This window comes from Komagataeibacter melomenusus, from assembly GCF_013155395.1.
Classification (GTDB): Bacteria; Pseudomonadota; Alphaproteobacteria; order Acetobacterales; family Acetobacteraceae; genus Komagataeibacter; species Komagataeibacter melomenusus.
Window position 1 is genome coordinate 40,673 of sequence record NZ_JABJWC010000008.1, and the last position, 24,209, is coordinate 64,881.

Annotated in this window: 18 protein-coding genes and 2 pseudogenes; 19 read left to right on the forward strand and 1 reads right to left on the reverse strand. The window is 54.5% G+C overall.

Annotated elements, in window-relative coordinates; translation table 11 throughout:
• Nucleotides 1-202 precede the first annotated feature (202 nt).
• Nucleotides 203-1,969, forward strand: coding sequence for a caspase family protein (locus tag HNW77_RS05055; protein ID WP_172155822.1), 1,767 nt, complete (start codon nt 203-205; stop codon nt 1,967-1,969).
• Nucleotides 1,970-2,088: 119 nt separating this feature from the next.
• Nucleotides 2,089-2,826: a hypothetical protein gene (locus HNW77_RS05060; RefSeq protein WP_196781819.1), complete on the forward strand. Its 738-nt coding sequence runs from the start codon at nt 2,089-2,091 to the stop codon at nt 2,824-2,826.
• Nucleotides 2,827-3,110: 284 nt separating this feature from the next.
• Here HNW77_RS05060 and HNW77_RS05065 read toward each other — a convergent pair.
• A pseudogene (locus tag HNW77_RS05065) lies at nt 3,111-4,298 on the reverse strand (IS3 family transposase).
• Between the two features lie 74 nt (nt 4,299-4,372).
• Here HNW77_RS05065 and HNW77_RS05070 point away from each other — a divergent pair.
• The 17 genes and pseudogenes from HNW77_RS05070 (at nt 4,373) to HNW77_RS05150 (ending at nt 24,160) form a co-directional block, all read left to right on the forward strand.
• Nucleotides 4,373-5,127: pseudogene (locus HNW77_RS05070) on the forward strand (IS5 family transposase).
• An 80-nt stretch (nt 5,128-5,207) separates the two neighbouring features.
• Complete coding sequence (locus HNW77_RS05075) at nt 5,208-6,554, forward strand: GTPase-associated system all-helical protein GASH (protein WP_172155826.1); 1,347 nt, start codon at nt 5,208-5,210, stop codon at nt 6,552-6,554.
• Nucleotides 6,555-6,656: 102 nt separating this feature from the next.
• Nucleotides 6,657-7,526 carry a TRAFAC clade GTPase domain-containing protein gene (locus tag HNW77_RS05080; protein WP_196781820.1) on the forward strand — a complete coding sequence of 290 codons (870 nt, stop codon included), beginning with the start codon at nt 6,657-6,659 and terminating at the stop codon, nt 7,524-7,526.
• Nucleotides 7,523-8,365, forward strand: coding sequence for a TRAFAC clade GTPase domain-containing protein (locus HNW77_RS05085; protein WP_172155829.1), 843 nt, complete (start codon nt 7,523-7,525; stop codon nt 8,363-8,365). The genes HNW77_RS05080 and HNW77_RS05085 overlap by 4 nt, the downstream gene beginning before the upstream one ends.
• Before the next feature lie 6 nt (nt 8,366-8,371).
• Nucleotides 8,372-10,849 carry a GAP1-N1 domain-containing protein gene (locus HNW77_RS05090; RefSeq protein WP_172155831.1) on the forward strand — a complete coding sequence of 826 codons (2,478 nt, stop codon included), beginning with the start codon at nt 8,372-8,374 and terminating at the stop codon, nt 10,847-10,849.
• Nucleotides 10,850-10,882: 33 nt separating this feature from the next.
• Nucleotides 10,883-11,947, forward strand: coding sequence for a caspase family protein (locus tag HNW77_RS05095; RefSeq protein ID WP_172155832.1), 1,065 nt, complete (start codon nt 10,883-10,885; stop codon nt 11,945-11,947).
• A gap of 632 nt (nt 11,948-12,579) precedes the next feature.
• Nucleotides 12,580-12,777, forward strand: a complete 198-nt coding sequence (locus HNW77_RS05100) for a hypothetical protein (protein ID WP_172155834.1) — start codon at nt 12,580-12,582, stop codon at nt 12,775-12,777.
• Between the two features lie 95 nt (nt 12,778-12,872).
• The gene (locus HNW77_RS05105) at nt 12,873-14,561 is read left to right on the forward strand and encodes a recombinase family protein (protein ID WP_172155835.1); all 1,689 of its coding nucleotides are present in this window, start codon (nt 12,873-12,875) and stop codon (nt 14,559-14,561) included.
• A gap of 174 nt (nt 14,562-14,735) precedes the next feature.
• A complete protein-coding gene (locus HNW77_RS05110) occupies nt 14,736-15,905 on the forward strand; it encodes a site-specific integrase (RefSeq protein ID WP_034931190.1) in 1,170 nt (389 codons plus the stop codon).
• Between the two features lie 478 nt (nt 15,906-16,383).
• Entirely contained in the window at nt 16,384-16,755 is a 372-nt protein-coding gene (locus HNW77_RS17650) for a DUF2946 family protein (protein ID WP_228122168.1), read from the forward strand.
• Nucleotides 16,756-16,900: 145 nt separating this feature from the next.
• A complete protein-coding gene (locus HNW77_RS05120; RefSeq protein WP_082770917.1) occupies nt 16,901-19,081 on the forward strand; it encodes a TonB-dependent receptor domain-containing protein in 2,181 nt (726 codons plus the stop codon).
• Nucleotides 19,082-19,207: 126 nt separating this feature from the next.
• Nucleotides 19,208-19,306 (forward strand): methanobactin, encoded by a 99-nt coding sequence (mbnA, locus tag HNW77_RS18060; RefSeq protein WP_172155839.1) that lies wholly within the window; start codon nt 19,208-19,210, stop codon nt 19,304-19,306.
• Nucleotides 19,307-19,360: 54 nt separating this feature from the next.
• Nucleotides 19,361-20,182, forward strand: a complete 822-nt coding sequence (gene mbnB / locus HNW77_RS05130) for a methanobactin biosynthesis protein MbnB (protein ID WP_010517450.1) — start codon at nt 19,361-19,363, stop codon at nt 20,180-20,182.
• Nucleotides 20,169-20,744: a methanobactin biosynthesis protein MbnC gene (gene mbnC / locus HNW77_RS05135; protein WP_010517452.1), complete on the forward strand. Its 576-nt coding sequence runs from the start codon at nt 20,169-20,171 to the stop codon at nt 20,742-20,744. Before mbnB ends, mbnC begins: the two co-directional genes overlap by 14 nt.
• On the forward strand, nt 20,741-21,646 hold the full coding sequence (locus HNW77_RS05140) for an MbnP family copper-binding protein (protein ID WP_157132976.1): 906 nt from the start codon (nt 20,741-20,743) through the stop codon (nt 21,644-21,646). Before mbnC ends, HNW77_RS05140 begins: the two co-directional genes overlap by 4 nt.
• A gap of 1 nt (nt 21,647) precedes the next feature.
• Nucleotides 21,648-22,823 carry a methanobactin export MATE transporter MbnM gene (locus HNW77_RS05145; protein WP_143221966.1) on the forward strand — a complete coding sequence of 392 codons (1,176 nt, stop codon included), beginning with the start codon at nt 21,648-21,650 and terminating at the stop codon, nt 22,821-22,823.
• Nucleotides 22,820-24,160: an aminotransferase class III-fold pyridoxal phosphate-dependent enzyme gene (locus HNW77_RS05150; RefSeq protein ID WP_172155841.1), complete on the forward strand. Its 1,341-nt coding sequence runs from the start codon at nt 22,820-22,822 to the stop codon at nt 24,158-24,160. The genes HNW77_RS05145 and HNW77_RS05150 overlap by 4 nt, the downstream gene beginning before the upstream one ends.
• The last annotated feature ends 49 nt before the right edge of the window (nt 24,161-24,209 follow it).

Sequence of the window (24,209 nt, forward strand, 5' to 3'; positions counted from 1 at the left end):
GTCGGACAAAATGAATAGAAAATGGTCATTATTACGCTATGGTATCACGCTGTCCCTCCCTTTGAATTTGTTCCGAGAAACAGAAAAACCGCTTGAAAGAGGGTAGATCTGAGGTTGCCCCTTCTGTAACTGTTTAATAAGCGCCTTTACATCTACTACGTGCGCCACGTTCAACGGTTGCCTTGTGTAGGAGAAAGTCAACTTGGTTAAATTGTGTTTGACGATTGGGGTGTCAAAGGCACAACCACTGTCCTTCTTGCCCGGCGCCATTACGGCGGCAATGGAAATGAAGAAATGGGCCGACCAAGCCGACTTTAACACGAAGATCATCACGGATGACGGGGGAGAACCGGTAACAGTTTCCCGTATTCGCACCGCGCTTCTTGCCCTCCTTCCGGGCAATGAAGTCGTGGAGGCTTTTATCTTACATTTCGCAGGGCATGGTTGCCGGTCCGGCGCCGAGCAAAACCTATGGCTTCCGACCGACTGGAACACCGAACTGCGTGCCATATCGGTGGAAGTACTGAAAAGACGACTATATCGCCACGGCATCCAGAACCTTACGATAGTAAGCGATGCTTGTCGTTCTCTTCCGACTGGAATGGACATGGCAGACCTCACCCCGGACGGTATTCTGCCTTGCGGACCGTATCAAGAAACTATTCCGATCATTGACCGTTTCAACGCCGTAGCGGACGGCGGTCAAGCGTACATGTTAAACGGCGACGAGCAATCGCCCGCCCGATGTATCTTTTCTACTGTGATGCTTGAAGGGCTCAGTGGTCATCGCAGTGACTCGTTCGACAGATACCTCAAAGACTGTGTTACACCAGAGTCGCTAGACCTCTTCAGTAAAACTAGGATGACAGAGATTAGTGAGTGCTACCGCCTCAAATGCTCTCCTGAAAACATCGTAGGCACTCCAAGGGATCATATCATCTATTTCCGCCGTAACGAGTCCGGAAATGGCAATTTCGACACTCCCCGGTGGCCAGAGCCTCCTCAGACGCCGTCGAGTTCGGCGCCCGACAGCGAGGTCATCCAATCCAAGATTACCCCGCCACTTAATATTGTGGAGAAGGCTGCTGCAGCCACGCGCGTCAACACGCTTCAGCTAGACATCCGACGCAATTTTACTCTTGGACAAAGACGCTTCCTTCCCAGTACAAATCTTGTCGTGCTTGGGCAACCAGCCGTAAGAATTTGGACAAGTATGGCACCGGGTTTTGGCGTGAGACGCAGGTGTTTACACGAGTGGCATGTGAAAGTTCCATGCGAACGTTCGGTTCAGATCCTTATCGAATTCGGTGATGGCATTTTTGCGTCGACTGTTGTTTATGGGGGCCTTCTAACCATCCTGAGCCGTGACGAACACGGCGTGATCGGGTGGGCCTGTGCCAGTCGCTGGGGCGAAGCGCAGGATCAGATTAACTCTTCTGTGGAAGCCATAACAAATCTTCAAGCGGGAACACTCACCGCCGACCAAGTTGACAGCATAGCTGCTCAACTTAGACAGATGAAACATCTCAATCCGATTTTGGGTACGATATCGAGCTATCTTTACGACTATAGTGGCGACATCGATAGTATTCGTCGGATGGCCTATTTCTACTGCCATTATGGTCAAAGCATTCCGTTTGATATCGCATATATGGGATTGCTGCCCATTCATTGGGACAGACGTGGTTATTCGGCTGAGGTGCCGTCAGTGACCGCACGCGAGGTTTCTTCGGAAAATAGAAAATTGCCGCACTGGGTCACAAGAGCGACCGATCAAATTTCTGGCTCTGTCGCTGGCCTTTGGCCTTGGTTGCGTCAGGGGTGGGAATTCGTCGAAGAACCGGAACTTGAGTCTGCAGAGAGCATCAGGGACGCAATGCCTTTCCTGCTTCCGTCCCAATTTACCTCATTCAGCCGGGAAGGTGCTGAAATTCTAATTCGAAAATTTGATATGGAGCCGAACTTTTGAAAGTTTTGATGATACATGGAATCGGACAAGAAAGGTCAACGCAAGAAGAACTTCTCGAGATGTGGATCGAGAGTCTTCACACCGTAGCCCCTGGGCTTCTCAAGGGGGCCGAAACCCAGATGGCCTACTACGGCACAACTCTTGCCGATTGGACAACTGGTAATGCAGCGGTGGCGATGGGTGCCGGTCAGACCGACGTGAACATCGACGACAAAGATGAAATGACCTTTCTCACAACCGCACTCGAAGAAGCGGCATCTGAACAAAACCTCACAATGGCCGACATTGTTGCTGCGGGACAACTGGAACATGATGCCGTCCCAATGGATAGCACTTTGGGTCGGTTTCTAGTTGGTCTCGTGCGTGCGCTGGAAAAGATATCTCCGTTAAAGGGATCAGTTTTGCTGCGCGTCCTGAAGCAAGCCCACACCTATTTATCGTCGCCCGGAGCTGGCAATGCGGTGGACAATATTATCCGGCCTTATCTGCAGAGGAGCCCACAGGTTCTGATCACGCACTCACTGGGAACGGTTATCGCATTCAGACTCTTGCGGGAAATGCAGGAGCGGGGAACGGAAATCGATATCCCACTTCTAATAACCATGGGTTCTCCGTTGGGATTGGAAGTATTCAAGCAGAAGCTCGGACCACCTCGGATGAAGCCGGATTGCGTAAAAAGATGGATGAATTTTTATGATCCATCGGACTTCGTCACGCTGGGCAAAGCTCTGCAAAAAGAATTTGCAGCGGGCATTGAAGACGACGATACTGTCAACAATTTTACGAACAACACTCATGGTATTGCTGGATATTTACCTCACTACGGTGTTGTAAACGCTTTAAAAAGTGTCCTTTAACCATAATAGAGATCGCCGCTGAACAGTGGTAGAACATTTACAATTGGGATTACTTATGCGCGGGGGCTGTCTTGTACAATAATGAATTGCCCTGTCGCACTTCCACTAAAATAAAAGTCAAGGATCGCTCTACGGCGTGTCGTCAGTTACCGCCTGAGAGTGATGCCTGAGTGTTGTACTTTCTGGTTTCATGTGGTGACTGTTTCCTGTTTTTCGGGGAGGCAAGAGGTGGGCCCGTCTGTGCGGACAGTTTTGTGGGCTTGATAAGCTATACCCGGTTGTTGTTATGCCGCCCTTCTGACGGCGTTGCTGTTGGCCATCTGGTCCGGGGTTAACCCCGGACCAGATGGCGTCGGCACGTCATGATACGCCTCATCGGGCGTACGTCCAGCCAGCGCCGTATGCGGACGCCTTTCGTTATAGTGGGCGATCCCATCTGCCAAGCCCGGCCCGTAGCTCCGATCCGGTCTCGAACGCGTGCAGGTAGACGCATTCATATTTCAGCGACCGCCACAGACGCTCGATGAACACGTTATCCAGCCATCGCCCACGCCCGTCCATACTGATGCGGATCTGACGCTCTTCCAGTATCCCGGTGAAACGGGGTGTCGTAAATTGCGCCCCCTGGTCAGTATTGAAAATGTCCGGGGCGCCATAGCGCATGAGGGCATCCTGTAGCGCCTCGATACAGAACTCCACGTCCATCGTGTTCGACAGATGCCAGGACAGGACCTTGCGCGTGAACCAGTCCATGATCACCACGAGATAGAGAAATCCCCGTTTCATGGGAATATATGTGATATCGGAACACCAGACTTGGTCAGGCCGATCAATGACCAGATCCCGCAGCAGATATGGATATTTCCGATGCTCCGGATGGGGCACGGTCGTGCGCGGCTTCTGGTAGATCGCCCGCAGGCCCATGATCGCCATGAGCCGCCGGACCCGCTTGCGGCCCACTTCATGTCCCAGGCGGCGCAGATGCCATGTCATCTGCCGTGAGCCATAATAGGGCGTTTCCAGGAACCGGGCGTCGATCAGCCGCATCAGCTCCAGATTGGCCTCGCTCTGTGGCACAGGCCGATAGTAGACGCCCGACCGGTTGAGTTGCAGCAGCGTGCATTGCCGGATTATCGGCAGGCGTGCTCGCTTCGGGTCAATCATCTGCCGCCTCTGATCACGCCCAACCGAGCAGAGGCATCCCGCAAAAAATCCCGTTCCACCAGCAACTGGCCGATCGTGGCATGCAGTTTCTCTACATCAGCAGGGCTGACTGAAGGTTCCGTTACTGACTTACCAGAAAAAAGGCTTGCCATGCCTTCGATCGCCTGGCGCTTCCATTGGGCGATCATCGTCTGATGCACGCCATGTTTCGACGCCAACTCCGCCAGCGTCAGTTCGCCACGGGTCGCCTCCAGGGCAACCCGTGACTTGAACTCCGCCGCATACCGTTTCCGCGTAACCTTGCCCATAAAACCCGTCCTCGTTCAGGCCAGATGATAGCTTATCGCCCTGTCCGAAAAATGGGGACCACTTCTGCAGACAGATGCGGCGCTATGGTTTACGCGATGACCAGTGGGAGCGGATAAAGGAGCTTCTACCCGGTCGGGAAGGCCATGTCGGCGGCACGGCTGCGGACAACCGTCTGTTCGTGGAAGCCGTGCTGTATTGCTACCGCGCTGGCATCCACTGGCGTGATCTTCATGCCCGTTTCGGGGACTGGAAAAACGTGCATCGGCGTTTGCGCCGCTGGTGCGAAACTGGTGTTATCGAAAGGATCTTTCGATGTCTGGCTGCGGATCACGACAATGAATACATGATGATCGACAGCACGATTCTCCGGGCGCATCAGCACCGTGCCGGAGCCCTGTAAAAAGGGGAGTGGATCAGGTTATGGGGCGATCCCGTGGCGGTCTGGCCACAAAGATCCATGCCATCTGCGATGCCCTAGGCAACCCGGCGGAGATCGACATCATACCGCGTCAGGATACCGATATCACTCAAGCAGAGCAACTTCTGGAAAAGATCGATCCGGATGCCTTCCTAGCCGACAGAGCCTATGACGCGGACCGGTTGATCGACCGGCTGACAGAGCGGGGGATTACTCCGGTTATCCCGTCAACAAGCAACAGAACAACACAACGGGAAACGGACTTCGTTCTTTACAGGTAGCGAAACCTTATCGAGCACTTCTTCAACAAACTTAAACAGTTCCGAGCCATCGCTACCCGCTACAACAAACTCAAATCGACCTTCCTCGCAGCCGTGCAGTTCGCCTCAATCATCATCCTGCTTAAATGACGACACGTCGTAGTCTTGAGTCGTGGCTTAGCTGCTCTATATGCTAGAATTAAATTCGAGCTATATAGAGGGATGAGAGAGTGGACAACGCCACACTTCAAGGATTTTTGAACAAAGGTCTTATCGACGTTGGCGGGGACGACACCAAGTTACAAAAACTCTCGCAGGCCGCGAAAGATCTTGCAGGCATACTGAAAAAGACCCCCTCTAAAGCGCTGAGCTACTCGCTGATTGCGTTCGACCCCGGCGCGCCCGAGGACGATCCCGTGGTCCGAGAGGCGCTGGCTACGCTCCAAAACAGGTGGGCAACCTACCGCAACACTTTCGCGGCGACACCTATCACGGTGATCCGCGCTATTTTGCTTGATGCGCTGGTTGACGCTGCGGAAGAAGACGACCGGGTCGGTGTGTGTTTCGTCGCATCGGCTCGCAACGCGCTCCCTCTCCTACCCGTTGACAATGAGCGTGACATCTGGATCGGCATTGTCGAACAGGTCGAGCGTCGCGTTGACGCACGAGCAGAGGAAGAGTGGGCGACGCCGGAGACCATATCGGTTCCTCCGATGAAATACGAAGTCCCTACCTTCACTGCACCTGAAGTTACGATCGGCGAGGCGTCTGCAAGCGACCTGCAGGCAGGCATGCAAGCGGCTGCTGGCCCATCGTACCAATCACCTGGGCAAGGTGCTGTCGCGACAAATGGTAATCAAAATTGGCCGCTACAAAACCAGCTTCAGCCTTGGGTCTACGAATTCGGAACACGGTCTGGAACGGCGATTGCCACCGCAATCAACGCTGCCATGGCCGAGATCGAAGTCAGGCAGCCGGATTTGGCCGAACCATTCAGCAAATTGGCGAAAGTGGTTTCCGGCTACGTTGACAACACACTCAAATCAATCAGCGTCGCCACCGCTGGGCTCCAGCGGCGCACCAATCTCTTGTGGTGGCGCGAGGCATTATATTCTCCCTCGGCAGGCAAGAGCTACCGTGAACTCCTGCCTTCGGTCGCCGCCGCGCTTATGGCGCTTGACCTGTTCAAGGCGGTGCCATTGTTCTCGCCCGCGAGCGTTTCGGCATTTCTCAGCGAGGCGGTCCTGCACCTGCAGGGTACAGGGGATCACGGCAAGCGGCCTGTGCGCGACCTAGTTGCTGAGGCCCAGAACCACAGCGATCTCGCTTCGCTTCGCGCCACGGCTGCCCTGCTTGCAGCGGCGCCAGATGGCCGTGGGCCGCTTCTCGCCCTGATAGGTCACCCTGCGCGCATCGACGCCCAAAATGCGGACGATTTTCAGCGGTTAACGGGCGTCCCTGCTGCCTCTGAACTGGACGCGGTCGCGTGGGCAGGATGGCTCTTCCGAGAACTCCAGGCATCGAAGGCGACGAAAGACGCCTCGCCTGCCAAGCGTCGCTCTGCGAAGAAGAACTGACCTATGAAGAAGTGCACGCAAACTACGTGCTTTGTCCCTGACACTAGCTGCGAGCTCGGTCACACAGACCTGTCGAAATGCCCGATCTGGCACGGCGCCAAGGTGACCGATACTGCGGACGAAAGTCTTTCTGGCGAGATGCTAATGCCGTGGTCCGGCAGCGCGTTCGGTCTCACAGACCTGGGATTCGTTTCGGGCCGTGGCAAGCCGATCGTAATTGGCGTTGTGGGGCCACAGAACGCTGGCAAGACGACCCTGCTCGCAGCATGGTACCTCCTACTTGGGCGAGGCCTAGCCGACACCAAAGACCGGCTGTTCGCCGGATCCTACACGCTCTCTGGGTGGGAGGCAGTCGCAGGTTCGATGCGGTGGGCACCGGGCCAAGCACCGCGCTTTCCTGCTCACACCACTAGCCACGGTGGAAGGGCACCGGGTCTCCTGCATCTGACCTTCAGTGCCGAGAACGGCCAGCGATCCGTCGACTATCTCTTCACCGATGCGCCCGGCGAATGGTTCCAGCGATGGGCCATCAATGCGGATTCTGAAGAAGGGGCAGGCGCGCGCTGGGTATCCGACAATGCCGACGCCTTCATTATCGTGGCCGACCGCGAGGCTCTTGCCGGCGAATCAATGGGGACCGCTCGCGGCTCACTGCAACGCATTGCGATGCGCTTGGGTGCTGAATGTCATGGCCGTCCCGTAGCTCTCGTCTGGACCAAATCAGACGTCGATATTTCTCCGGAGATGGAGCAGGCCGTTCGCGGTGCCGTCACCGATGCGATGCGCGAGGTGGTCGAGCACTCGGTCAGCGTGCTAGAAACATCCGTCGATGACCCAGCGGGGAACAAGGGTACCGGACTGATCGAGCTCCTCCAGTGGGCAACCAGAGTCAGACGACGCGGGCTTTGTTTGCCGCCGCCTTTATCGACGTCCGACGACCCCCTGTTTATTTACGGGAACCGGAAGCCGTGAGCCAGACGTCCAGCTCAATCCTTCTCATCGGCGAGAGCGGCGTGGGCAAGACCCACTACGGGGCACAGCTGCTACGTCGTCTCATGCGGATACCGGGAGCGCTGCGCATGAATGGTGCGGCCACCAACCTTGAGGCCTTTGAAGCCGCGCTGGAAAACCTTGATGAAGGGCGCGCTGCGGGACATACTGCGCGGTCCGTCAACGTCGACAGCGTCTGGCCAATAGTTAACGCGGCCGGGCGCGAAGGTAATCTGGTTTGGCCCGAATATGGTGGGGAGCAGATCAAGTCGGTGATCGAGAACCGGCGGCTCCCTGATGCGTGGCAAAGGCGTGTCCACGAGGCCGATGCCTGGCTCTTACTCATCCGCCTTCAACAAACGAGCATCGGCGACGACATATTCTCCAAGCGGCTGGTCGATCTGAAGGGCGTCCCGGTCGAAAACCGGGAGGTACATCCTTCCGACCAGGCCAGATTGGTGGAACTACTTCAAATGCTCATTTTCACCTATAGGTCCATGTCAAGGTCGCACTGCCTCCCTCGCCTTGGCATACTCCTCACGTGTTGGGACGAAACTGCGATCGCACCGACGCCATTGGAGGCTCTGGCAGTGAGATTGCCGCTCGTTTCGGCGTTCGTAAAGTCGAACTGGCGGCAACCGCTGATCATGGGCCTCTCCGCGCTCGAACGTCCGCTCAATCCAACGAGTCGCGACACAGAATATGCCAGCAAGGGGCCCGAGCACTTCGGGTATGTCATTAACGCGAACGGTACGAAGAGCAGCGACCTTACCTTGCCGATTTACCACCTTCTCGACGCCAGCGCTCGAGTGGACCGGTAAAGGAAGATGCACGTCGACCAGGCGATCTTTGGCACTGTCAACCACGGGCATGCCCTCATATGTGCGAGCGGAGACCACCAGTTCGCGAGCGAGTTGGCGCAGCGTCTAGACCTGCCAGACACTGAGCCCCCAGGGGCGGACTGGTCACCCGTCACGTCGGGGTTTCCGGTCCGCAACCGGTACGTTATCGCGCGTATGTTCAGCGATCCGACGGCTGGCCGGTCGGGCATGGTAGTCACTCACGCGCTGATCTGCGACTTGGACGAGATAGCCGCTATGGATGATCTCCGTCCGCTTCTCGCGCACCTCATCACATCGTTCGACGTGGCGCCTGCGGTGGTTGATGCGCTTGAGGTACCTTCATTACCGGGAATGCCGCCTGCGACATTCGATCTCGCAGACGCAGCCCAGGCACTTATCAGCCGCGGTGCCGGCCCCGTGGTGCGGATCGGATCGGACGGGTTCGAGAGACTCATCGTCGCGCTGTGGGGACGCCTGTGGCCTGCCCTGCGGCGGAGGCTCGACTTTCGTCTGAGCTTCGGCCCAAGGGACGTGCTGGAAAATCCCGAGCCAACAATCGTCTGCACACCTGCTTCCCTCATCGGGCGATGGCAAGGCGGACAGCGGATCGTCGGCCGCAGCGGCACCGAACGATTCCGAGCCGCAGGAATGATCGATGGCTCGGCCGATGGTGCAGTGCTGCTGGAGTTCAGTGACAGGATCGGCGCCAACCTTAACGACTTCCACGAACTCCAGTTGCTCGAGCAGGCACACGCTATGGCAACGACGACGCCCGATACCGTCCCACGGCTCATCTCAGCCGCGAGGCTAATCGAGCGGCTCTCGCCAGACCCTAAGCTGGGCGTGGTCGAGAAAAGGCACATCGTCAACCGCCTCGTCGAAGTAATCCCCTCAGCTCGGCCATCAGAGATCCTAACACTGCGCAACCTCGCGTTTCGGGGGTTCGAAACCAGCGGCCGCGTCTGGCAGGCGCTTGAGACATGGGTCGAACAGAACAACTACCTTCATTCCGACGATGCTGACGTGGTGACTATCATCACCGACACTCTGATCACTAACAATGCCATCGTGCCTTGGCGCGAGGCTACGAGGCGCGGCCTAGAATGTTCTGTGGCGACGAAGAATGGCCAGTTTGCGGCCGGGTTCTGGCGCTGGGCGAAGTCCGAGCCACGCATCTCCCCATCGCTCGTCGCGCTTGTCGCGAGCGATCAGACGGGACTAGAAGCGCTTGAGGCTGCGGCCCCGACAGACCTAGATACCGTTACCGCGAAGCCAATCATCGCTTCTGCCGCCAAGCATAAGCTGTTTCGGCTGCATGCCGTCGCGGCGGCGGCCAGCATGAAGCCCGCAGATGCGGCAAGCGCCCAGAGCGCCGTAGAGCCCGGTGCTGACACTTTCGCAATGCGGATCGCAATACGCCACGCGACGCCCGGAGAACTCCTTGACGCGGTGGTCAGCGTCCCCGACGAACGGGTACTCGCGATCGCGGGTGAGGCAGTAGCGAAAGATCCGATGCTTCTGGCGAGGCGTGACATGTCGACCGAGCCGAACCGACGCATATGGGCCGCAGCACTTAAGATCGAATCCGGAGCGTGGCGAGGCCCCGAGGATCCACGGAAGGCATTCGACCAACTCCTCGATGAACAGATAGACGGCGGCAAGCCGTCGGCGGAGCTACTTCAGCTTCTTTCCATATCGCCGCTGGCGGACCTAACAGCTTACCAGCGGAGGAACGAGGTTTGGAACAAAGTGCCGAAGCTCGTCCGGAATTGCCTCCTCACAGCAACGAAGGATGCATGGTTCGCAAACGCGAGCACCGGTCAGAAAAACACCTCAATCGAGCCTGAACTGGCTGAAGAAATCGTCCGTGACCCACGGCTCGACCAACTCCTCATGCGCTTCCCGAACAAGACGCTTGCGGAAGGACTTCGCATCATCGAGGGACTCGGCAAGATCGACCATGCGCGGTTCCGCCGGTGGGTTTTGGCAGCAATCCATGCGCTTCAGCCTCTCACCATGTCCGATGCCGATCTGCTTGGACGTAGCCTCGCATCGCGCGGACGACGTGACGTCGTTGACGACTTAATCTCGATCTGCCGTGGTGGCCGCAGAGATGTCGCGCCGGTGCTCTGCCATTGTCTCGATCAGGTCGGCATTCTCGATCGTTGGCTCCTCAGACTCTCGCCTGTCAGCGTCGCCCAAAAGTGGGATGTGCTTGCTGAACTGGCCGCCCAGCTCTTTCCAAACGGGCCGGATCAAGACGCGCTATGGGAGCGGTCCGGTGGACAAGATTCTGATCTGCGCCATCACGGTACCGGCAAGGAGCGTTGGCGTGGCGCAGTCCGCGATATCCAGAATGGAAAAAAACCGCGCGTCTCAAGGCTAATTCAGCAGATGCGGGCCGATTTCCCCGAGAATTATAACCTTAGGCTAATGGCCAACGACCCGCTGTTCCAGAACTGAATCGGCAGCGTATAATATTCAATGGAGTTCTAAATGACGTTCGACAAAGGCCGTGCGTTGGTCATCGGTATCGCCAACTATGCGGCAGTCGAGGATCTTCCCGCCGCCGTGCTCAACGACGCGCTCGATACTGCCGAGATTCTCAAGTCGCCCAAATACTGCGGCTATCCGGAGGCGAACGTCACTGTCCTCACCGACGAGGCGGCCACACTGGAAAACATTCGCCGAGCGCTCGCTGATCTCGCGGCGGCCGCTACCACCGATGACACCGTCGCGATCTTCTTTTCGGGCCATGGTGTACGGATCGGCAAGGATGCCGCTGCGACGAGCGCGCTCGTCCCCTATGATTGCAATCTAACAGACGTCACGGGAACGACGCTCGGCGAGGCCGAGCTATCCTCCGCGATCACCGCCATCAAGGCACCTCGAGTTATCTTTGTCATAGATGCATGCCATGCCGCCGGCACAGTTACCCTCAAGTCCGGAATTGGGGAACATACAGAAGAGGTGATCGACAACGGGTTCGACGAGAAGTCATTGGAGCAACTAGCGAGGGGTGCCGGCCGGGTCGTGTTCGCATCGTCGCGTGCAGCAGAAACGTCTTTGGTGCTCAGACACGAGCGAAACAGCGTATTCACGACCGCAATGCTCACTGGCCTCAAGGGCGCTGCCACCGCCGCCAGCGACGGTGCCATCCGGGTATTCGACCTATTCAACCACGTGTCCGAGACGGTAAGGCAGTCCGTCCAGGGGCAACAGCATCCAGTATTCAAGGCGAGCGACTTAGAGGAGAATTTTCCCGTCGCACTCATGCACGGCGGCACCAAGTCGATTTCGCCAAGCGTTGCCCAGCGCCGTCGAGATCTCGAACAGATCATGCCGGATCTCTTCCCGCTCGGCCCGACGGATCAGGATATCTGGCTGCGGGCAGGCGGCGATGTCTCGCGCCTCAAGCTGAACGGCAACGGACGTGCACAGTGGTTCGCTGCGATCCGTCTGATCTCTCTAGGCGGCGGCGGTGATATTTCGCGCGAGAGCCTGATCGGCGCGGCGTTGGATGAGTTTCCAGCTCACCGCGAGCTCAAGGAGTTGCTCTGATCAGCTGGACTTTTGGGAGCTGCGACAACCAAACTCGAACCCATCAGCAAAACTTAATAGTATGACGCAATCGTGTACTACCGCGGTTGTCGTTGTCGAAGAACTTGCGACGCTTCGGTTCACCGTTGCTAGAGGTCGTGTATTAAATGGATCCATTGATCTCCACTAATTATTAAGTGGAGATCAATGAACCGGTCGTGCGACCCAAACGATGCATGTCATGCTGTTCCAGACGTATGTCAGCATATCGCAGAAGGCGCGGACCGTGCTGGCTTTTCGGAAAGGAACAGCGCTAATGGCTAACAACCGGATAGCCTATTGTTATTTTAGGATTTATGTCCGCTTTACGAAAAGACGAATTCTTACTTATGCGTCCGATATTAGGCGAAACCAGTCGTACGCCGTGGAGTTCGGTTCAACATCTCCCATCTGATCGCTTCTGGCGGCAGAATCCATTGAAACTGAAAACCACTGCTCACCGTGACATACAGCCTCCATGTCTGCCCGTTGAGGTTTGTTCATCTATCCTATTACTTACACAAACACCGCCGATAACCGCATAAGATGATTTTGTTCTTTTCCATGACGCATGACCCTGTCCAATGGCTTCAGTATCGTCTGGAGAAACCGTCATGGACGCACGAGATCGACAAGCGCGGATCGAGATCATTCTTCCCGACGGCGAGACAGCCGCACCTTATGTGACGGATGCCAGCGTGCTCCGCCTGGCGCGGCTCATCGGTCGTCAGATGGCTCGCGAGGGTTATGAGCGTCAGAAGCAGCGCCAACGCCGCACCCGCCATCCAGCAGGGCCTGCCCGAAAAACGTGATGGCGACGCCAACGAATTGACTACCACCCGGCGGGTGGAAGCAAGGTAAGCTCTGACACCCTCTCTTTTTGGAAGATGATGCCCGGAGTCCTGCCATGGTCCGTGTCGCGCTCTATGCCCGCTATTCCTCCGACAACCAGCGGGCCGCCTCGATCGAAGATCAGTTCCGCATCTGTCGCGAGCACGCCAAACGCGAAAAGTGGAAGGTCGCCAGCGCTTATAAGGACGCAGGCATCTCCGGATCCAGCATGATCCTGCGCCCCGGCATCCAGACTCTCTTGCAGGACGCGCAACGCGGCGAATTCACCATCGTACTGGCCGAAGCCCTGGATCGCATCAGCCGCGATCAGGCAGATGTCGCCACCCTGTTCAAGCACCTGAAGTTTGCAGGCGTCATGATCGTTACCCTGGCCGAGGGCGAGATCAGCGAACTGCATGTCGGCCTCAAAGGCACGATGAACGCCCTGTTCCTCAAAGACCTGGCGCAGAAGACCCATCGTGGCATTCGGGGGCGCGTCGAGGACGGCAAGTCCGGCGGCGGTCTGTGCTACGGCTACAAGGTCATCAAGAAGCTGGACGCGCGGGGCGATCCAATCCGGGGTGACCGGGAGATCGACCCCAACGAGGCCAATGTGGTTCGTCGGATATTCAAGGATTTCGCGGCTGGCGTCGGCCCACGCGCGATCGCGCGGACCCTCAATGATGAAAGCGTCCCTGGCCCGAACGGTAAACCGTGGATCGACACCACGATCCGGGGCCACGCCCAGCGCGGCACGGGGATCGTCAACAACGAGCTTTACGTGGGCCGCCTCATCTGGAACCGGCTCCGCTATATCAAGGATCCTTCAACCGGAAAGCGGGTATCGCGGCTGAACCCTGAATCCGAGTGGATCATCACCGATGTGCCCGACCTGCGCATCGTGGATGACGCACTCTGGCAGGCGGTCCGCGACCGTCAGGCAAAGATTGCCGCCCAATACGTCAACGTCATCGCGGCGGTCAGGACATCAGCCGCGAATCGGATGAACGGTATGCGTCGTCCGAAATCCCTGTTCTCGGGGATGATTTTCTGCGGCGTCTGCGGCGGCAGCTACTCGCTCCGCGAGAAGGACCGTTATGCCTGCTCAAACCGGATCGCTAACCGTTCCTGCCATAACAAGGCGACGATCCTGCGCCCTGATCTTGAAGAACGCGTGCTCGCCGGCCTCAAACACAAACTGATGACACCCGAAGCCGCCGCTGCAGCCATGAAAGCCTATACGGAAGAGACCAACCGGCTGAATCATGAGCGCCGTGCCAACAGCGCCGGCTGGAAGGCCGAACTGGCTAAAGTCGAGAAAGGCATCGCCGGTATTCTGACCGCAATCGAAAACGGGATGTTCGAGCCAGAGATAAAGGAACGGATGCGAGTACTACGGGAGCGCAAAGTCGAACTGAACGCCCTGCTCTCCTCCGAACTGGAGGATACACTCGACATTCATCCGAATGTCGCGGCGATGTTCAAGAAGAAGGTGGAGCGTCTGACCGAGAGCCTGAACCAGCCAGAGGACCGGGCCGAAGCGTCCGAGGCTGTCCGCGCGCTGGTCGAGAAGATCGTTCTCTCCCCCGGCGACAAGCGCGGCGAGATCTTCGCAACGCTGTATGGCGAGCTTGGCACGCTGCTGAGATTCGTGAACCAGAAAGACACGAAATCAGGCAAGTCATTGAAAGGACTTGCGAAAACATCAATGTGGGAATCAGTGGTTGCGGGGGCAGGATTTGAACCTGCGGCCTTCAGGTTATGAGTTTGTAGGCAAGAGCTACGCCCTGCCACGAAATTCCCCGACGCATCCCGAAGAACCACTACTATCCTATTATTTTAATTGAATAAGTCGTTCATTTTGGCTCTTCTGTCTACGCTTACTCACGCTGACGTTTCAATCCCACTTGCATCCTATACGCATCCTGTGGAGGCAGCCATGCCCCGGATATCAAAGCGCATAATCGCCACCCTCCAGCCTGCTGAGAAGGACTACATCGTCTGGGACGATCAGGTCGCCGGCTTCGCCCTGCGGGTCTGGCCTTCGGGTCGGATGAGCTACGTGGTTCATTATCGAGCCAATGGCCGGTTCCGACGTTATACGATCGGCCATCATGGTCCCTGGACGGCAGACAAAGCACGCGATGAAGCGATTAAAATCCTCGCTCGTGTGAAAGACGGCAACGACCCAAACACCGAACGCGGCGAAGAGCGGACCTCCCCCACAATCAGTCAGTTCTGCAAGACTTTCATTGAACGGCATGTAAAGACGCATCTGAAATCAACCACACAAGCCGAATATCAACGCGCGATTGACCTGTTCATTATAAAAAAAATTGGCAGCCGGATGGTGGCCACCCTGACCCACTCGGATGTGGTCGCATTCCACCACGCCTATCGCCATATCCCGTATCAGGCGAACCGGACTCTGGGTGTGCTGTCGAAAATGTTCTCTCTGGCAATCCTCTGGGGTGTGCGGACAGACAACGTCAATCCATGCAGGGGCGTGAAACGCTATAAGGAGCAGAAGCGCGAGCGCTACCTCACAACAGAAGAACATCAGCGTCTTGGCAAAGCACTCGACGACGGCCGTTCCGCAATGCCGGAAGCCGTCAACGCGTTCCAACTCCTGCTTTTAACCGGTTGCCGCCTGCGGGAAATCCAACGTCTGAAATGGGAATATGTTTTTCTGGACGAAGGGATAATCAGATTACCTGACAGCAAAAATGGTGCCCGCACGGTTCAGTTGGGCGAGAGTGCGATCGGCTTGCTTGGAGACATCACGCGGGTTGAGGGCAATCCCTATGTCATCACGGGACGGAAAGACGGTGGTCACCTGACCGATCTGGAGAAGCCGTGGCGGCGCATCCGAAAGGAAGCCGGGCTGCATGATGTCCGCATTCACGATCTCCGCCATTCCTTTGCATCCGATGCGCTGGAACTCGGCGAGGATCTGGTCATGATCGGGAAACTGCTGGGTCATCGCGATCTCAAATCGACCGCACGTTATGCTCACCTCAAGAAAGAACCAATCCAGCGTGCAGTCAAAGGGATCGATTTGAAAATTTTTACGGCACTTGTTTCAGGAGGCAGCGAGAGCAACATCTGAACACGTCAATTATGCCCTGCCTCACAGAACTATTTTTAAAAATACCTAAAAATATATTCGGCTTTGTTGCACAATTCACTGATTGGTCGTGCTGAACGCTCTTATGTTTTTTGTTATACGACCGCCTAAGTGATTGAGGTTCCGAGCGTTGTGAAGCGGTTAAAAGTAGCAACGTGGATGTGAACTTCGGCGATCTTCCACGTATTTGCGAAACAAAGCCGCCGCCAAGCCAAAATGGGCTCTTCAAGCATCCTGGTAGGAATGCCTGCCATGTGTGTGCAATATCGGGTTGACAGGCTCGCAACCATAATGGATTTTATAAAAAGTCTACCGTGACAGGAGCATATGTTTTCAAAAGATGGCCCATGCCATACATCCTGCGCCCCGCTCTTCATTGAGCCGCTGGTTTCTGGTCGCGTTCACGCTCATGGGCTTTCTGGGGCAACTCCTGATCCAGAGTCAGGCAATGCCGGGAGAAATGCCTCGTGCTACCATCCTGCGCCTGACAGGCATTGATATCGCTCCACATCTTTATCACACGCCACATAAGCACTCCGTCTGTGCGGATATGCCTGGCATGACAATGGACAATGTGACGCAGGCTGTGTCAGCCGACAATGAGGGCGACCACGACCACATGTCCGGGCATCCTTCTCATCACGATGGAAGCTGTCCGTTATGCCCCCTCCTGCACCTGCCAGTATTCCTGTTCACAGCTCTCGTGATCTTGCTGGCACTGGCGTTTATTCGTTGGCAACGCCACGTCAACATCGTTAACCCCCGTGCTCCACCTGTCATCACACTTGGTGTTCCTTTCTCCTGTGGCCCCCCTGTGTCTGCGGTCTTCTAGCGCCCGCAGGCCGTTTAAGCTGTCATTCATCGACCGTACGCGTTCACTTAACGCATAGTGCGTCGCTGACGTCATAAACTAATGACGAAAAAGACAATGACCGTCCTGCTGGCTGAACGATATTCTCAGCTCAGGATCAGCTTCCATGTCTTCGACACATGTTTGCGCACACACGTTCCACCGCGCGCACTTACTTTCTGCCGCCGCAATTTTTCTTATCCCGTCCTTCGCGGCGCATGCCAATGAACTGCCCGGAAAAGAGCGTGAGAGTGCCGCATCAACCAGGCAGGCAGCGATTAAAAAAACTCCGGAACAGTCATCACGAAACACGTCAAAACAACTCGGCGCTCACGTAAAAACAGGAGCAGCCGTCCCTATATCCAGCAACGCAGCTGAGCGGCTCGTTGTCACAGCCACGCGAACGCCACAGCAGATCCAGGACGTTCCCGCCTCGGTCAGCCTGATAACACGTCAGGACATCCAAATGAGGCAATCTTCCACGATTTCAGATGCCCTCAATCGCTTGCCTGATGTCGATATGGTCGGCACGGCGCGTATGGAAGGTCAGGTTCCCCAAATCCGTGGGTTTGCGGGACGCGAGATCATTTTGATGGTCGATGGCGCACGGCGTAATTGGGATTCCCAAGGGATTGAAGCGCCGCTTTATATCGATCCCGCCTTTATCCAGAGTGTAGAAGTTGTCGCCGGATCAGCGTCCACTCTTTATGGAACAGGTGGTCTCGGCGGAGTTATGTCAATTAAGACTATTGACGCAAAGTCCCTTCTGAAACCGGGTCAAGGCTTGGGCGGAGAAATTGATGGCGGCTATCAAAGCGCCAACGGAAATGGGAAGGGATCAGCAAAAATATACGGAAAATGGGGCAAGTTCGATGCGCTTCTTGCTTATTCTGGGCAAACCTTCAACTCGATACGATTAGGGGGCGGCGAGAGACTTTCACCCAATGACGGGCAAAGCCACAGCGCACTACTTAAACTTGGATATGACATCAATGACCGAATTAGAATAGATTTTGGTCAGCAATTTTATCTTGATGAAAACTATAGATCTTCAGTGCCACAAAAAGGTCCTTCCACTTACCACTGTTCTACCTGCCAAGAGCAAAATGTCCGACAGGACGAGTCAACATTGCACCTCACAACACGTAACGAGCAAGGCGAGGAAGATGGAAGGCTGACCCTTTACAGAACGAAAATGGCCTCAAAGCAGGTGCCGAACAGCATGGACTCTAATGGCGGGTCCACTGTCCTTGAGACCTATGGTTTCGACTTACAAAAATCATACTTTCGTAATTTCGGATTGTTTGGAAGACATAAATTTACTGGAGGCGTAAATTACTACCGCGATTTTTATACGTACACCACATCTGGTTCAAATACACCCAACGCACAACAGCAGGTATATGGGGTTTACGGGCAAGATGAAATAAAATTTCGCCACCATGTCACTCTTTCCCCTAGCTTGCGTTACGATAGATACAATACCTTTCCTGAACACGGGAAAGGTCTCTCAAATAGCTCAAACGGTGCTATTCTTCCAAAAATAACATTATCGTGGCAACCAACACGCGAATGGATGATATATCTCAGTTGGGGGAAAGCTTATAATGCTCCCACCCCAGCGCAAAGCGACATGGATTTGACAGGCAATCAATGGTTCGCAAATTTTGTTTCTAACAAAAATCTAAAACCCGAATCTGCCAAAACATACGAAGGCGGATTTACTTATACAAAGAGCGCACTGTTTAGCGAGCACGATCGTGCGAGCGTCCGCGCTACAGGTTTTTACGAAGACGTAACCAATCTCATTCAAGAAGTTGCTATCGGGCGTTTTAATGGAAAATATGGGAAAAACAGACCCATTTATCAATATCAGAACGTTGGACACGCCACACGTTACGGTATTGAGCTACATAGTAATTACGACATAGGAAACTGGGGGTTTGATCTGAGCTTCAGCCACATAAGAGTCACAAACGCTCGGACCGGTGCTGGGTTGTACTCGCCTCCAGATAAAGTTGCCGCTGATATGCGTTACCGTTTTCCGAACATCGGACTGACTTTAATGTACAGCCTCATGGCCGTAGACGCTCAGAACTACGATGCAACTATTATTCGTCGGCGTCCCGGCTATATGGTGCACGACATACTCGCAACCTGGGCACCTCCTCGCAAGCCTTGGCGAATTAATTTTGCTGTTACCAACTTATTCGACAAGGAATACAGTATGTATAAAATGGCTTCCACAAACGTTGATTTTCCTGAAGTAGGTCGCAGCTTTCGCTTTGATCTATCATATAGATTTTGACAATCGCCAGGAGGTTATTCTGAAATAAATCAAATTATTACACGTAATTCCATTGATTTATTTCCTGTTTTTTACGTATAATTAGACGCCACATAGAATGTCTATTGTGGTTACTGGAGGTATGAAATGATTATTACTATAACTATACTTAAAACCAAACAAATTTCTGTACCTGTCCGGGCCGGACTGCAGTGTGGTTCGGGTGTCTGCGGTTATAACGCTTAAAACAATACAGAGACTGGCGCCTTTCCGCGCCAGTCTCGCCCTAGGAGGTATACGATGTGTAACGGTTCTATTGGCATAAATTTCACTGGCGGCCAATCTTACTCATCTATTATGTCCCTTATTGACGAGGGACATATAGATTACGTCGAACTCCTGATCGACAATTTTTTACATCTCAATCCAACAGAAATTGCAAAGAAATTTCCTTGCCCTGTCGCATTCCATATTATGCAATCCCGTTTTTTGGAGCGAGGTGAGGAAGAATTAAAGTATATATCAAGCAGAATAACGCAAATGTCTGAGGCGTTTCAGCCACTTTATATTTCCGATCATATCGCACTTTTCGAGCATAACGGAACTAATTTTTATCAACTCGCCGAAATAAATTATGCAATAGGGTCAATATATTTTGATAAAATTCGGCGATGGCAGGATATGCTTGGTCATACTCTATATTTAGAGAATTATCCTTCACTGCTCGACGGTTCTTATGAAGCTCCAACTTTCTTCGAGCATATATCAAAGAAAACTGAATGTAATGTGTTGTTTGATATATCCAATGCTGTTTGTGCCTCTAGGAATACGGGCGCAGACATAGACGACTGGAAGAATGTAATATCGAAAACGCTACACTATCATGTTGCAGGATACACTCCAGCACCAAGCGATAATAATATTTTAATTGATTCACATTCGGAGCAGATTTCATCAGAAACGGAGATCTTCATAGATCGTTATGCTGATCTGTTTTTTCGTGAAAATACTACAATTACTTACGAACGAGACGGAAATTTTGATTACGACCTTATAGTGGAAGATTTAAACAGCCTTCGCTTGAAATCGAAAAACCAGAGTGTATACAATGAACAATCATAGAAAATATTTGCGTGATATCGATGTCATAGACTTTATGTCGCGCCCAGATCAGTTTTCTTTGTTTTCTGACAACAGGCGCGCGTTGGTGCGATTAGATATTGCGTGGCGCGGTTATTGGCATGCTCTTTATGATCCATGTCCGTCCCTACTGGATTTTTCTGGTGATCAAGACGGATTCAATATTTTTCGGCCCTTTATGAGGTGGGGTTCTGAGCGAAAAATTTGTTTTGGTTGGCCATTACACCTCTGGGTTATCATTTGGTTGCAAGAAAATGAGATGCTGAATAGTTCTAATTCCGAAATCATTCTATCGGAATTGGCGGGAGCTGCAGCTGCTCGGTGGGCCATATCTGATCGCACAGAAGCACTAGGCATCGCCATTTACCGCGGTATCAAACAAAACTGGACTGTCGGCTGGAAGTGCCGTGCGGTAGATCTGCAACGAGAAATTCAAGAAATTGAAATTGGTGCGGATTTAAGCCCGGAAGATGATATTCCGTCGTATTTCCTTATTTTTGATAACAAAATTTCTGTATTCCCTGGATGGAGCCGCATACTGTGAGCAATTTGACCTATGCGCCGTCAGTGTATAGAATAAATTTTTTTTTGTTATTCATTGGGATGGGTCTATTTATTTTCCCGGCCTTTTCTTCAAACGAAGCCCACGCAGCACCAAAGCTCGGGCGCCTTACTTTCCAGGCGGCATTCGGAAACCAGCCGGTAAGTTGTGCTAGAACCATAAGCCCGGTGGGGACAAGCGACAATACGGTCCGCATCAACGATCTACGCTTCTACATCCACGATGTGGCGCTGCTCACGAAGGACGGCCGTGCGGTGCTGGTCAAGCCAGGGCCGTCCGGCCTCTGGCAGCGTGACGGGATAGCGCTGATCGACCTGATCGATCGCAATATTCCATGCAGCGATACGACTCCGTCGCCGAACTCGGCTATCAGTTTTGTTTGGCCGCAAGGCCATTTCACCGGCCTGCGCTTCACCGTTGGGCTGCCTATGGCCGCCAATCACGGCGATCCTACGATTGCACAGCCACCACTGAACATGACGAGCATGTTCTGGACCTGGCAGTCAGGATATCGTTTTTTCACGCTCGACATCACGATGATTCCGAAGCCTGGCGACAAAGCGCGACCGCACGGCTTCCCTGTCCATATCGGGAGCACCGGCTGTGAGTCCGCCAGCGCGGTCGAGGCGCCGAAGGGCGCGTGCACGGCCCCGAACCTCGTCACGGTCACGCTGCCGGAGTTCGATCCGGCGCATCAGACCGTGAAGCTCGACATAAGTCGACTGCTCGCTCTGAGTAATGTCAGCACCAACCAGATTAATAGTGCGCCAGGTTGCATGTCTGGACCGGACGACAAGGATTGCGCAGGTGTGTTCCGTGAGTTCGGCCTGCCATTCGGATCAGAGACCTCTCCGCCGGCTCAGTCGGTATTTCGGGGTCGATAAGATGCGCACGTTATTTCGCAAAGTTCTCCAGATGGCCCTTCTGGGTGGGGGGGCGCTGCTTCTATCGGCCGCAACCCGGCCCACGACGTGGCATTGGGACATCCCCTCCTGGGCGCCTGCGCCAGTCGTCCCGTCCGACAATCCGATGAGGGCAGAGAAGGTCGCACTGGGGCGGCGGCTGTTTTATGACAAACGGCTATCGGAGAATGGGACGCTCGCCTGCGCGTCGTGCCATCTCCAGAAACTGGGCTTTGCCTCTGGTGTCCCGACGCATGTAGGCGCGCATGGCGAGCCGGGACTACGCACGCCGATGCCACTGGCGAACGTAGCCTATCTGCCGAGCTACACCTGGGCCAATCCACAGCTCACCACTCTGGAAAAGCAGATGCTGATCCCGATGTTCAGCGACCAACCGGTCGAGCTGGGCATGGGCGGCCAGGAAAAGGCGCTGTTCGCCCGGCTCTCGGATGATCCCTGCTATGCGCGCCTGTTCCGTGTCGCCTTCCCCGAGGCGAAGGGCGCGATCACACTCTCCACGGTCACGAAGGCGATTGCATCCTTCGAGCGCACGCTGCTGTCCTTCGACAGTCCCTACGACCACTCGCTGCATGGCGACAAGACGGCGCTGTCCCCGGCCGCGCAACGAGGCGAGGCGCTCTTCTTCGGCGAGAAGCTCGAATGTTCGCATTGCCATAATGGCCTGAATCTGACCGACAATATCCGCGCGGCTAACATGCCCTTTCCAGAAACAGGCTTTCACAATACCGGCTTGTATAACGAGGACGGCAAGGGGGCCTATCCTGCCAGTGATCACGGGCTGCGGACAGTGACAGGCAATGCCGAGGACGAGGGGAAATTCCGCACGGAAAGCCTGCGCAACGTCGCTCTGACGGGTCCCTATATGCATGATGGCTCCATCGCCACGCTGCACGACGTGCTGGCAGCACATTACTCGAAGGGAGGTCGGTCGGCGACAGGGCCACACGGAGAGAACCCGTTGCGCGACCAGTTCATAGAGCCGTTCGATATCAGCGAGGCGGAGATCGCGGACGTGATCGCCTTCCTGAACTCCCTGACGGATCAGAGCTTCCTCACCAACCCGGCGTTCTCAGATCCGGGAAAGACCTGCCCTTTGGCTCTGCCCTCAGCCTCTCCCTCTGGTAAAGGCGCACAATGATGACTTCGCGACTGGTGTACGGCTTATCGCATCTTAGCAACTCCGCCATGTCATCAGGCGTCGATATGGTATCTGGATCTGGTGTCTTCGTCTTCGATTCTTCGGGTAAAGACTATATCGACGCGGTGTCGGCACTGTTTTGCGCTACGCTCGGCTTTCATAATGAACGCCTGATCGAAGCCGCCACACGCCAGATGCGAGAGCTGCCAGTCTATCCCACCGCGCTAAACCGGACGGTCCCTGTCGTCCACGCGCTTGCGGACGCGCTCAGCGCGGCAGCGCCGATACCGGACGCTCACGTTCTTTTCGCCACAACCGGATCGGAAGCTATCGAAACTCTCATTAAAACGACTTGGTATATCAATAAACAACGAAATCCAAAACGGCATAAAATAATCACGCGTCGGGGGAGCTACCATGGATCGACGATATTTGCCACGAGACTTGGCGGGATCGAAAGCATTATCAATTCATTCGATCTGACGGGTGACGATATTCTGTATGCTGCGCAACCCCGCTGGCCACGTGACGCGTTGGCTGGAGAAACAGAAGAAGATTATGCACATCGCCTGGCGCTGGAACTGGCAGAACTGATAGATCACACGGGTGCCGAAAATATCGCGGCCTTCCTCTGCGAGCCAGTCTCGATTGCTGGCGGCATGTACCCAGCGCCGGAAGGATATTTTGAAGCAATACGCAACGTCTTGTCGATGCGCGATATTCCTCTTTATTTCGATGAAATCGTGACGGGCTTCGGTCGAACCGGAAAGATGTGGGGAAGCCAGACCGTCAACCAGACGCCCGACTGCCTCGTCGCATCGAAGGGGCTTTCAGCGGCCTATCAACCGATTTCGGCGGTCGTCATGAATGATGATTTTCACTCCGCATTGGTGGACTGCTCGATTATGCACCATGGGTTTCATCATGGCGGCACATATCACGCACATCCTGTTGCCGCTGCCGTCGCCCTTGAAACGCTAAAAATCTATGAGGATGAAAGAATAGTAGATCATGTGCGGGATATTTCAGAACATTGGATAAAGATGATTTCGAAACTTGCGGCACACGAACTGGTCCGATCCACACGGACAATCGGATTATTAAGCGCGATTGAAGTCGGATTCCGTAGCTACAGGGAGCTTGATTTCCGAAATGATGAGAAGAGAGACATCAAACGGTCAGTTGTGAAAGCATGTATGGAACACGGCGTCCTGATAAGAATCTCACACGATAGCATAATTTTAGCACCACCTCTCATTATTTCTAAAAAAGACATTGATGAGCTTGAGCAACGCATGGCGAAAGCTTTCAATACTATTCTGTTTTCAACAGCATAGCTGCGTCGAAGGTATCCTTTTCGTTGGTCAATAAGAGACTTTTTTCTCT